General features: G+C 72.2%; 10 protein-coding genes. 5 read left to right on the plus strand and 5 right to left on the minus strand.

Going from position 1 to position 10,943, the window contains the following annotated elements; all coding sequences use genetic code 11:
* Window positions 1–3,374: BTAD domain-containing putative transcriptional regulator (locus ACFWY6_RS39365; protein ID WP_384700879.1), on the minus strand; the 3,374-nt coding region annotated here is incomplete at its 3' end.
* A gap of 323 nt (window positions 3,375–3,697) precedes the next feature.
* Between ACFWY6_RS39365 and ACFWY6_RS39370 the strand changes: the two genes are divergently transcribed.
* Window positions 3,698–4,501, plus strand: a complete 804-nt coding sequence (locus tag ACFWY6_RS39370; RefSeq protein WP_384700881.1) for a site-2 protease family protein — start codon at window positions 3,698–3,700, stop codon at window positions 4,499–4,501.
* A 3-nt stretch (window positions 4,502–4,504) separates the two neighbouring features.
* Here ACFWY6_RS39370 and ACFWY6_RS39375 read toward each other — a convergent pair whose 3' ends face one another.
* From ACFWY6_RS39375 to ACFWY6_RS39385, 3 genes are read right to left on the minus strand one after another with little or no spacing between them, the layout of a single operon-like run.
* The gene (locus tag ACFWY6_RS39375) at window positions 4,505–4,753 is read right to left on the minus strand and encodes a hypothetical protein (RefSeq protein ID WP_266867658.1); all 249 of its coding nucleotides are present in this window, start codon (window positions 4,751–4,753) and stop codon (window positions 4,505–4,507) included.
* A 13-nt stretch (window positions 4,754–4,766) separates the two neighbouring features.
* Complete coding sequence (gene npdG / locus ACFWY6_RS39380; RefSeq protein WP_384700884.1) at window positions 4,767–5,471, minus strand: NADPH-dependent F420 reductase; 705 nt, start codon at window positions 5,469–5,471, stop codon at window positions 4,767–4,769.
* A gap of 37 nt (window positions 5,472–5,508) precedes the next feature.
* Window positions 5,509–6,585: an exo-alpha-sialidase gene (locus tag ACFWY6_RS39385; RefSeq protein ID WP_384700887.1), complete on the minus strand. Its 1,077-nt coding sequence runs from the start codon at window positions 6,583–6,585 to the stop codon at window positions 5,509–5,511.
* A 79-nt stretch (window positions 6,586–6,664) separates the two neighbouring features.
* Here ACFWY6_RS39385 and ACFWY6_RS39390 point away from each other — a divergent pair, with 79 nt between their 5' ends.
* Complete coding sequence (locus ACFWY6_RS39390) at window positions 6,665–7,267, plus strand: hypothetical protein (RefSeq protein WP_360762895.1); 603 nt, start codon at window positions 6,665–6,667, stop codon at window positions 7,265–7,267.
* Between the two features lie 43 nt (window positions 7,268–7,310).
* Window positions 7,311–8,576, plus strand: coding sequence for an MFS transporter (locus ACFWY6_RS39395; RefSeq protein ID WP_384700890.1), 1,266 nt, complete (start codon window positions 7,311–7,313; stop codon window positions 8,574–8,576).
* A 189-nt stretch (window positions 8,577–8,765) separates the two neighbouring features.
* Here ACFWY6_RS39395 and ACFWY6_RS39400 read toward each other — a convergent pair whose 3' ends face one another.
* Window positions 8,766–8,993 (minus strand): hypothetical protein, encoded by a 228-nt coding sequence (locus ACFWY6_RS39400; protein WP_384700893.1) that lies wholly within the window; start codon window positions 8,991–8,993, stop codon window positions 8,766–8,768.
* A gap of 58 nt (window positions 8,994–9,051) precedes the next feature.
* Between ACFWY6_RS39400 and map the strand changes: the two genes are divergently transcribed.
* Both map and ACFWY6_RS39410 read left to right on the plus strand, forming a co-directional pair.
* Window positions 9,052–9,909, plus strand: a complete 858-nt coding sequence (gene map / locus ACFWY6_RS39405) for a type I methionyl aminopeptidase (RefSeq protein WP_266867647.1) — start codon at window positions 9,052–9,054, stop codon at window positions 9,907–9,909.
* A 138-nt stretch (window positions 9,910–10,047) separates the two neighbouring features.
* Window positions 10,048–10,716: a heme oxygenase (biliverdin-producing) gene (locus tag ACFWY6_RS39410; RefSeq protein WP_384700896.1), complete on the plus strand. Its 669-nt coding sequence runs from the start codon at window positions 10,048–10,050 to the stop codon at window positions 10,714–10,716.
* The last annotated feature ends 227 nt before the right edge of the window (window positions 10,717–10,943 follow it).

Genomic DNA, 10,943 nt, shown 5'->3' on the forward strand with positions numbered 1-10,943 from the left:
CCACACAACATCCTCACCAGCTCCTCGCGGGCCCCGAGCGCGGTCATGTGTTGGTCGGCGGCGGGGGCGCGGCCGCGCCCGGGGCCCCCCCCCCCCCCCCCCTCCGCGTACGCGGCCTCGTACGCGGCGTCCCCGAGCGCGGCGCGCACCGCCGCGACGGCGGCCGCCTTGATGTCGCGCTCCACGCCGGCCGGGAAGTGGCCGGGCGGCAGGTCACGGTCGGCGGCGCCGATCAGCCGGGCGGCGTCGTGGGCGCGCCGGCCGCCGCCGAGACCGGTCAGGGCGTGGGCGGCGATGGTGAGTTGATGGGCCGTCACATGCGGGGCGATCATCTTGGTCAGCGGATCGATGGACTTCTCCACGGCCACGCGCGCCTTGCGGAAGGCATCGGCATAACGGCCGTCCTGAGTGTCGAGCCAGGCCTCGGCGCCGAGCATGAAGCTGTCGAAGACCGCGAAGTCGGCGACCTTGAACTCCTCGCGCAGCAGCCGCAGTTGCTCACGGGCCTCGCCGGTACGCCCGGCGCGCCCGAGCACGTCGACGAGGAAGAAGCGGGCGGTGGGCATGGACTCGCTGGAGTGGCCGCCCTGGACCTTCTGGTCCAGGACGCCCCAGAGCAGCCGCTCGCCCCGTTCCGGTTCGCCCGCCTCGACGAGGACCGCGCCGAGGCGCGCCGTGAGCACGGTCACCTGGGCGGGCGCGCCGAGCTGCTGCGCGTACTCGATGGCGGCACTGAAGTCCTCGGCGGCGCGGTCGAAGGCGCCCCGCCGCTCGTGCGCCTCGCCGCGCGAGGAGAGCGCCTCGGCCGTGCCCCACACATCACCGAGCCGGGTGAAGATCTCCAGCGACTCGTCGGCGTCACGGCCCGCGTCGCCGGCCAGGTCCGTGCGGTTGGCGCGGATGTTGGCGCGCTGCTGGAGCGCCGATGCGAGCTCCCACTCGTAGCCGCGTTCCCGGCAGGTGGCGATGGTCGCGTCGATGATGGTGTGCAGTCGGCCTATGTCGCCGCCGAAGAGCACCGCGAAGAACCACAGGCTCCCCGGCGACCAGCAGGTCTGCGGCAGCCCGGGACGGTACGCCTCCCTGATGCCCGCGAGCTTCTCGGTGGCCTCGGGCGTCTGCCAGGCCTCCATGTTCATGTCCATGCAGGAGAGCTGGATGAGATGCACCCCGCGCCGCGCCTCCGCGAGCACCTCGGGGCGCATGGGGAGCGGGGCGTCCGTGCACCGTTCGTAGAGCGGCTCCACGGGTGCGACCGGGCGGGCGAAGGGGTCGGGCCCCAGCGCGATGACATCGCGGGACCAGTTGCGGGTCTCGATGCGCAGATCGCGGATCTGCCAGAACCAGGACAGCGAAAGGACCAGGCAGAGCGCCTCCTGCTCGTCCCGCGCGGCGACGGCGTGCCGCAGGGCGGTGCGCAGATTCTCGTACTCGTACTCGAGCCTGTCGACGGCCGCCCGCTGGCCGCTGCCGCGCAGCAGCGGTTCGGTGACGCGGGCGAACTCCCGGAAGTGCACCAGATGCGCCCGCTCGGCGGCCGCCCGGTCACCGGCCTCGTCGAGGCGCTCCGCCGCGTACTCGCCGACGGTCTCCAGGAGCCGGTAGCGCATGCCGCCCAGCGGCGCGGGGGCGGCGACGACGAGGGACTTGTCGACGAGGGAGCCGAGCACGTCGGCGGGGTGGCTCCCCGGGACACCGGCGTTCGTCCCGCACACCGCCTCCGCCGCCGCCAGGTCGCAGCCGCCCGCGAAGACGGAGAGACGGCGCAGGACGGTCCGCTCGGGTTCGTCGAGCAGGTCCCAGGACCAGTCGACGACCGCGCGCAGGGTCTGCTGGCGGGGCAGGACCGTGCGGGCGCCATTGGTCAGGAGGCGGAAGCGGTCGTCGAGGCGGTCGGCGATCTGCCGCGGGGTGAGCATCCGCAGCCGGGCCGCCGCCAGTTCGATGGCCAGCGGCAGGCCGTCGAGCCGCCGGCAGATCTCGGCCGCCGCCGACCGGTCGTCCTCGATACGGAAGCCCGGCCGTGCCGCCGCGCCGCGGTCCGCGAGCAGCCGCAGCGCCGTCGGCTCCGGGAGCGGTTCCACGGGGCGCAGCAACTCCCCCGGTACGCCCAGGGGTTCACGGCTTGTGGCGAGGACCGTGAGGCCGGGGCAGTGCGCGAGCAGCTGTTCCGCGAGGCGGGCCGCGGCGTCGATGACGTGCTCGCAGTTGTCGAGGACCAGGAGCATCCGGCGGGGCGCGCAGTGCTCGGTGAGGCGTACGACGGGGTCGTCGCCGTGCCGGTCGGACACCGCCCGCATCTCCTCGGCGCCGGCGCCGCGCAGCACCGTCTCGCGGGCGCCGAGCGCGGTCAGGACGGCCTCGGGCACCGCGTCCGGGTCCTCCACCGGGGCGAGCTCGGCCAGCCATACGCCGTCCGGCTCCGTGTCGGCGACGGACTCGGCGGCCTCCTGCGAGAGCCGGGTCTTGCCCGCGCCGCCGGGCCCCAGCAGCGTGACGAGGCGGGCCCGCCGCAGGTCGCCGCGGATGGCCTCGATGTCGGCCTCCCTGCCGACGAAGGAGGTGAGCCTGGCGCGGAGGTTGCCGGGGGTGTGCGGGCGGCTCGCGGGTGGCTGGGTCCGCGGCGGTTCGCTTCCCGGCGCCGTGTGGTGCAGCAACTCCTCGTGCAGGGCGCGGAGTTCGGGTCCCGGGTCGGCGCCGATGCGGTCCGCGATGAGGCGGCGTACGCCGTCGTAGGCGGCGAGGGCCTGCGCCGGGCGGCCCGCGTCGCGCAGCGCCCGCAGCCGCAGGGCCTGCAGCGGCTCGTCCAGGGGGTGGCTCTCGCACAGGGCGGTCAGCTCGGGCAGCGCCTGCTCGGCCCGGCCGAGCGCGAGCGCCGCCGTCAGCCGGGCGCGGCGGGCGTCGAGGCGGCGGGCCTCCCAGCGGGACGCCTGGGCGGTGCCGTCGGGCAGGTCGGCCAGGGGCTTGCCGCCCTGCCAGAGCGCCAGCGCGTCGTCCAGGGCCGTCGCCGCCTTCTCGGCGTCGCCGTCCTCCAGGGCGCGGGTGCCTTCGTCGGCGAGGCGCTCGAAGCGGTACAGGTCGATGTCGTCCGGGGCCGCGGCGAGGCGGTAGCCGCCGTCGGCCGAGGTGATCGCGGCGGCGCCGATGGCTCTGCGGAGGCGGCCGATCAGCGCCTGCAGCGCGGCGGGGGCGTCGGCGGGCGGGTCGCCGTCCCACACCTCGTCCACGAGGGCGGACACGGGGACCGTGCGGGGGGCTCGCAGGGCGAGGACCGTGAGGAGGGCGCGCAGCCTTGGCCCGCCGATGGGGGCCTGGGTCCCGTCGGGGTGGAATGCCTGGGTGGTGCCGAGGATTCGGTAGCGCACGGGGTCCATTGTCTCTGGTGTCTTGGGCGGCGGTGGCGGGGACGGGTGCCGGGCCGTGGGCGGGGCCTCCGGCGGTTCCTTCCCCAATCCCGCCCCTTCCCGAAGTTCCGGCTTCGCCGGCCGCGAAGGTGGCTGATCACCGGCTTCGCCGAGTTCGTCCTCAAACTCCCCCAAGCTCTTAAAGAGCAGGGGGGACCCCCTCGACGGGCTGAAAGATTTCAGCCCCCCACCCTCCCCGGAACTCCCCACCCCACGCGAGTCGTTTTCGGCGTGTGCCGGGGTACGGTCCCGTACGACAACCGGCCCGACCGCCATCCCAGGAGCCCCGCCCCATGACCACCGCTCCCGCCCGACGCAGTGACTCGCGGATCAGTCCCGTCTTTCTCGGGATCGCCGCCGTCACCGCGGTCTCCGGCTGGGCCGCCTGGACCGGATTCGCCGACAACCCGGGGCTCGCGGTCTTTCTCTTCGTGACGGCCGCCTGGATCGTCTCGCTCTGTCTGCACGAGTACGCGCACGCCCGCACCGCCCTGCACAGCGGCGACATCTCCATCGGGGCGAAGGGGTATCTGACCCTCAACCCGCTGAAGTACACGCACGCCCTGCTGAGCATCGTGCTTCCGGTGCTCTTCGTGATCATGGGAGGCATCGGCCTGCCCGGCGGGGCGGTCTTCATCGAGCGGGGCCGGATCAGGGGGAAGTGGAAGCACAGTCTGATCTCTGCCGCGGGGCCGCTGACGAACGTGCTCTTCGCCGTGGTCTGCACGGCGCCCTTCTGGCTCGACGCGCTCTCCGGCGTCCCGGACACCTTCCGGTACGCGCTGGGCTTCCTCGCCCTGCTCCAGGTGACGGCCGCGATCCTGAACTCGCTGCCCATCCCGGGCCTGGACGGCTACGGCGTCATCGAGCCGTGGCTGTCGCACAAGATCCGCCGCCAGGTGGAGCCGTTCGCGCCGTTCGGCCTGATCGCGGTCTTCGGCATCCTGTGGATCCCCGAGGTCAACGTGGCCTTCTTCGACGCGATCGACGCGATCCTGCGCGGGCTCGGCGTCAGCGAGTGGGACACGTACTGGGGCCTTGAGCTGTACCGCTTCTGGGACGGGGCGCCGGACATCCCGGAGGTCGTCGGCCCGTAGCCGTCAGCCCGTGGCGGCGGCGTCCCGCTCGATCTTCGCGCGCCGCAGGTAGTACCACGCCATGTTCGACGAGAGCCCGGCGATCAGCACCCAGACGATGCCGAGCCAGTGGCCCTGGACGAAGGAGACCACGGCCGCGACGACGGCGAGGACGCAGACCGTGAGGGCGTAGAGAGCGAGGCGGGGCATGGGGGTCGGCTCCTGATCGGGTGTCGGGGTGCGTCGTGACGTACGCCCTCCAGTGTCCCCCATGCCCGTCGGCGTCCTAGACGTCGGTGACCCGCAGCCCCGCGTGCGCCTTGTAGCGCCGGTTCACGGAGATCAGGTTGGCGACCAGGGACTCCACCTGGTGCGCGCCCCGCAGCCGGCCCGCGAAGACGCCCCGCATGCCGGGGATGCGGGCGGCGAGCGCCTGGACGATGTCCGTGTCGGCGCGAGCCTCGCCGAGCACCATCACATCGGTGTCGATCTCCTCGACGTCCGCGTCCTGGAGCAGGACCGCCGACAGGTGGTGGAATGCGGCCGTGACCCTGGAGTCCGGCAGCAGGGCGGCGGCCTGCTCGGCGGCGCTGCCCTCCTCGGGCTTCAGGGCGTACGCGCCCTTCTTGTCGAAGCCCAGCGGGTTCACACAGTCGACGACGAGCTTGCCCGCCAGCTCCTCGCGCAGGGACTCCAGGGTCTTCCCATGCCCCTCCCACGGCACGGCGACGATCACGATGTCGCTGCGACGCGCGCACTCCGCGTTCTCGGCGCCCTCGACGCCCAGGCCGAGCTCGTCGGCCGCGGTCTGCGCGCGCTCGGCCGCGCGGGAGCCGATGATCACCTTCTGGCCGGCGCGGGCCAGGCGGTAGGCGAGGCCGCGGCCCTGGTCGCCGGTGCCGCCGAGCACGCCGACGACGAGCCCGGAGACGTCGGGCAGCTCCCAGGGATCCTTGGCGGGAGCCTTCTGCACACTGTCGTTAGAGGTCATACGGCCGACCTTACTCACCGCCGATGTGCGGCCTCCGTCAGGCCAGTGCCTCCACCGGTATCCGCCGGAAAGTGATCGTCTCGTACGCGCTGAAGTCGCCCGTCTCGTAGAGGAGTCCGACGGTCGCGTCGTCGACGCGCACGAGATCGGAGTACGCGGCGGGCAGCCCGTCCACGGTGTGGGCGTCCTGCCACGTGGTGCCGCCGTCGCGGCTGCGGCGCACCGTCATCAGGGCGCGGAAGCCGGGGTCGGCGGGTCCGGAGAACAGCAGCACGTCGGGCGTACGCAGCTGAAGGACGCTGCATTCGACGACGGGGCCGACGAGCCCGGCCTGCGGCCGGAAGGGCTTGACGAGGCTCTGGCCGCCGTCGCGGGAGTGGGCGTCGGCGCGGGTGCCGGGGGACGGTGAGTCGTTGCGGGTGTTGAAGTAGAGCCGCCCGTCGGGGAGTTCGGCCGCGGTGGTCTCGTTCACGTTCACATAGCCGTCGGTGTTGTCGTCGATGTAGCCGATCCGCCAGTTCTGGCCGAGGTCGTCGCTGAGCAGGCAGTGGCCGCCGTTGTACTTCCCTTCCGTGCCGTTGTCCGTACCGGCGGGCGGCAGGGAGTGGTTGGCGGGGACGACGACGCGGCCCGTACTGGCCTGTACGGCGTGCCCGGGGGTGGTCGCGTACCACCGCCAACTCGCCTTCTTCACCTGCCCGGTGATCTCCCGGGCCGCCGACCAGGTCAGACCGTCGTCGTCGCTGTGCTGCACCCAGATCCTGCGTCCGTTCGCCGCGGAGACCTTGCCGCGGCGGATGGCGTCCTCGGTCGCCGCGGCGGCGTTGCGGACGTGGACGAGCAGGACGCGTCCGGTGGCCAGGACGACGGGGGCGGGGTTGCCCGCGAGGTCGGCGCCGTTCTTGGCGACGACCTGGAGCGGGCCCCAGGTGCGGCCGCCGTCGGTGGAGCGCTTCATGACGACGTCGATGTTGCCGAAGTCCTCCTGCGAGCCGACCCTCCCTTCGCAGAAGGCAAGCAGGGTGCCGGAGTTCGTGCGGACGACGGCGGGGATCCGGAAGCTCGCGTACCCCTCGCGTCCCGCCCGGAAGGGAACAGTTGTCTCATCAGCCATCCCGGGTCACTCCCCACCCCGGGCGAATTCCCGGTGAACTCTGCCTGACGAGTGGCCCGTTGGGGCAGGATGCGGCCTCATGGACGCAGTAAGGGTCGCGCTGCTGCGCGAAGTGCTCGCCGGAACCGAGTGGCCGAGCGCCACCCGCCGCTTCGCGAAGACGCTGCGGTCCTCCGTGGTGCCGCACGGCGGCGGGCTGCTTCTGGTGGGCACGGAGGAGTACGAGCCCTGGCATCTGGCCGCCCATCTCGTGGACGAGGCGGCGTGGTCCGGGACGCCCGAACTGACGCCCACGCTCGTACGGCACCGGGTGCGGGCGGGCGACCCCGCCCACCTGTCCACCGGGCTCGGGCGGATCGAGGCGGCACGGCGCGGCGAGACGCTGCTCGTGGTGGCGCCGGACGCGCCCGGGGCGGGGCTCCTGGAGCGCGTGCACGACGCGCGGGCGGCAGGGGCGACGGTCCTCGCCCTCGACTCCGGGGACCGCGAGCTGCACTCCATGGCGCACGAGGCGCTGACCGTCCCGGACTCCCCCGACCTCGACCTCGACACGGTCCAGCACCTGGTGAGCGCGGCGTCCGGCGAGAACTCGCTGCCGGCGGCGCGGGGCAGGCGCCGGCTGCGCGACCGCCTCTCCCGCCTCGCCGACCAGCTGACGGCGCCGCCGCCGGCGCGGTGGTAATTCGGTTGCCGGGACGCGGGCCAGGCGCTGAGCATGGCTTTCCGTGTCCCTCTCCTCGATACTGCCCGACCTCTCCCCCTGGCGTTCCACCCGTGACTTCCGACTCCTGTGGGTCCAGGGCATCGTCACCAACTTCGGCAGTTTCATGGCGCTGGTCGCCCTGCCGTTGCAGATCAAGGATCTGACGGACTCGCCGCTCGCGGTCGGTGCGATGGGGGCGGTCGAGCTGGTGCCGCTGATCGTCTTCGGTCTGTACGGGGGTGCGCTGGCCGACGCCGTGGACCGCCGCAAGGTGATCCTTCTGACCGAGGCGGGCCTCGGCCTGCTCGCCGCGATCCTGCTGGTGAACGCGCTGCTGCCGGAGCCGATGCTGTGGCCCCTGTACGTCGTGGCGGCGGGCGTCTCGGCGCTCGCGGGCCTCCAGCGCCCGGCACTGGACTCGCTGATGGCGCGCATCGTGCCGCACGACCAGCTCACGGCGGCGGCCGCGCTGAACTCGCTGCGCTGGAACGTCGGCGCGATCGCGGGCCCTTCGCTTGCGGGCCTGGTCGTGGCGTTCGCCGGGCACGCCTCCGCGTACGCGGTGACGGTCGTCGGCTTCGCCGTCTCCGTGGCCCTGTGCACCCGCATCGCGCCTGCGCCCGCCGCGCACGACGCGGAGAAGCCGTCGCTGCGGGGCCTGGCGGAGGGTGCGCGGTACGCGTGGTCGCGGCCGGTGCTGCTCGGGACGTACGCGATCGACATGGCGGCGATGTTCTTCGCCTTCCCGAACACGATCTTCCCGTTCCTCGCGGAGGATCTTGACGCGGAGTGGTCCCTCGGCCTGATGTATGCGGCCGGGGCGATCGGCTCGCTGCTGCTCAGCCTGACCAGCGGGTGGACGTCACGGGTGCGGCGGCACGGGCTGCTCGTCGTGTTCGGGGCGGCGGGATGGGGGCTCGCGATCACGGCCGCCGGTTGGTTCTCGAATGTGTGGCTGGTGCTTGCGTGCCTGGCCTTTGCGGGTGCGGGCGACATGCTGAGCGGGCTCGGCCGCTCCACCATCTGGAACCAGACGATCCCGGACGAGCTGCGGGGCAGGCTCGCCGGCATCGAGGTCCTCTCCTACAGCGTGGGCCCCCAGCTGGGCCAGGTCCGCGCGGGGGCCGCCGCCGGCTGGACGGGTACGCGGACCGCCGTCTGGTCGGGCGGTCTTGCCTGCGTGGCGGCGGTGGGGGCGCTGACCGCGGCGCTGCCGAAGCTGATGTCGTACGACGCGAGCACGGACGCGGACGCGGTGCGCCGCCGGAAGCTGTCTGCCACGCCGTAGGGCTTTGCTGGACGGGGGCTTCCCGGCGCCCCGCGGTGGGCGCCTGCGCCGTAGGGCTTTGCTGGACGGGGTTTCCCAGCGCCCCGCGATGGGCGCACCGTCTTCCGCCGCTTCGCGGCGTTTCCCGCCCGCCCACCCGTTTCAGCCTCGGGGTAATGGGGGCGAGCGGGAAACCACCCCCGGCAGGGACTAGTCCTCGCCCTCCCGGGAGGGGGTGTCATGCCACTTGGGGTCCGTCTCCCACTCCAGGTTCCGCTCGGCGGCGGTCTGCATCGCCCGCTGCGCCTCCTCCCGGGAGTCGTAAGGACCGAAGCGGTCCTTGCCCGGACAGTCGGGACCCTCCTCGACCCGCTGATGCTCCAGGCAGTAGTACCACTCACCCGGTTTGCCGACGGTCCGCCTCTTGAACAGAGCCATTGCCTGCTCCTCTCTCTCCCGCCATGCTGCCCCACACCGCCTGGTTAGACTCGCTGGCATGTCTGGCCAGTCACTGCTCGTCCCAGGGGAGCTCTCCCCCATCCGCCCCGTTCCGGGAAACATCAGGCGCCCGGAGTACGTGGGGAAACCCTCGCCCACCCCGTACACGGGGCCCGAGGTGCAGACCCCCGAGACCATCGAGCTGATGCGCACCGCGGGCCGTATCGCCGCGCGCGCGATGGCCGAGGCCGCCAAGCACATCGCCCCCGGTGTCACCACCGACGAGCTGGACCGCGTCGCGCACGAGTACATGTGCGACCACGGCGCCTACCCCTCCACGCTCGGCTACCGCGGCTTCCAGAAGTCGCTGTGCACCTCGGTCAACGAGGTCATCTGTCACGGCATCCCGGACTCCACCGTCCTCAAGGACGGCGACATCATCAACCTCGACGTGACGGCGTACATCGGCGGCGTGCACGGCGACAACAACGCCACGTACCTGGTCGGCGACGTCGACGAGGAGTCCACGCTGCTCGTGGAGCGGACCCGCGAGTCCCTCAACCGCGCCATCAAGGCGGTCAAGCCCGGCCGCCAGATCAACATCATCGGCCGTGTCATCGAGTCGTACGCCAAGCGCTTCGGCTACGGCGTCGTCCGTGACTTCACCGGCCACGGCATCAACACGTCCTTCCACTCCGGCCTGATCGTCCCGCACTACGACAGCCCGCACGCCACGACCGTGATCCAGCCCGGGATGACGTTCACCATCGAGCCGATGCTGACGCTGGGCACGCACGACTACGACATGTGGGACGACGGCTGGACCGTCGTGACGAAGGACCGCAAGCGGACCGCGCAGTTCGAGCACACGCTCGTGGTGACGGACAGCGGGACGGAGATCCTTACGCTTCCCTGAACACGCATCCCCGGGCTCTGAGCGGGTAGCGTTTTTACCGACAGGACGTCGGGAACCAGTTGACTTAGGTAAGCCTAACCTGAATCATCGGTAGCGGTCGCACTGGTTCCCGTCATTCCTCGGCTTCGGAGGTCCCTCATGGATACGCCGTCCACGCCCTTCTCCACGGTGATCCGCACCGCCTCGCACGAGCAGCACACGGAGGCGGAGACCTCGACGTTCATGAGCGACCTGCTCGGCGGCAAACTGGGCGTCGACGCGTACGCGCGCTACACCGAGCAGCTGTGGTTCGTGTACCGCGCCCTGGAGGACGCCGCGCAGGCCCTGCGGGACGACCCGGTCGCGGGCCCGTTCATACAGCCCGAGCTGCTGCGCGTGACCGAACTGGAGCGGGACCTCGCGCATCTGCGGGGCGCGGACTGGCGCGAGGGCCTCACGCCGCTGCCCGCCACGGCGGCGTACGCGGCGCGGGTGGCCGAATGCGCGCGCACCTGGCCCGGCGGTTACGTGGCCCACCACTACACCCGCTATCTCGGCGATCTCTCCGGCGGCCAGATCATCCGCGGCAAGGCGGAACAGACGTGGGGCTTCGCCCGCAAGGGTGATGGCGTCCGCTTCTACGTCTTCGAGGACATCTCCAACCCGGCGGCTTTCAAGCGGGGTTACCGGGAACTGCTTGACGCGCTCGGGGAGGTCGTGCCTGATGAGTTGGAGCGGCAGCGGATTGTCGACGAATGCAAGCGCGCTTTCGCTTTGAATACGGCGGTCTTCCGCGAACTGGGCCAGGAGTTCCCGCTCTCGGCGTAGAGCTTTTCCCGCCCACCCACCCGATTGCCCGGCAGCGCTTCCAGCCTGCCGACGCGGCGTTGTCGACCGCGCCGTCATACCGCCGCTCCGCGGCGAACTTTCCCGCCCACCCGCCCGGATTGCCCCGCAGTCCGTCGTCGGCCGCGCCGCCGTACCGCCGCTTCGCGGCGAATTTTTCCCGCCCACCCACCCGATTACCCGCGGTTGCCCGCCCACCCGTTTCAGCC

Source organism: Streptomyces sp. NPDC059037 (assembly GCF_042740015.1).
GTDB lineage: Bacteria > Actinomycetota > Actinomycetes > Streptomycetales > Streptomycetaceae > Streptomyces.

What these genes read in the sequence shown, in the direction of transcription:
- ACFWY6_RS39370 (WP_384700881.1), top strand. Translation starts at nt 3,698, where the DNA reads ATGACCACCGCTCCCGCCCGACGCAGTGACTCGCGGATCAGTCCCGTC.
- ACFWY6_RS39375 (WP_266867658.1), bottom strand. Translation starts at nt 4,753, where the DNA reads ATGGGGGACACTGGAGGGCGTACGTCACGACGCACCCCGACACCCGAT.
- npdG (WP_384700884.1), bottom strand. Translation starts at nt 5,471, where the DNA reads ATGACCTCTAACGACAGTGTGCAGAAGGCTCCCGCCAAGGATCCCTGG.
- ACFWY6_RS39385 (WP_384700887.1), bottom strand. Translation starts at nt 6,585, where the DNA reads ATGGCTGATGAGACAACTGTTCCCTTCCGGGCGGGACGCGAGGGGTAC.
- ACFWY6_RS39390 (WP_360762895.1), top strand. Translation starts at nt 6,665, where the DNA reads ATGGACGCAGTAAGGGTCGCGCTGCTGCGCGAAGTGCTCGCCGGAACC.
- ACFWY6_RS39400 (WP_384700893.1), bottom strand. Translation starts at nt 8,993, where the DNA reads ATGGCTCTGTTCAAGAGGCGGACCGTCGGCAAACCGGGTGAGTGGTAC.
- map (WP_266867647.1), top strand. Translation starts at nt 9,052, where the DNA reads ATGTCTGGCCAGTCACTGCTCGTCCCAGGGGAGCTCTCCCCCATCCGC.
- ACFWY6_RS39410 (WP_384700896.1), top strand. Translation starts at nt 10,048, where the DNA reads ATGGATACGCCGTCCACGCCCTTCTCCACGGTGATCCGCACCGCCTCG.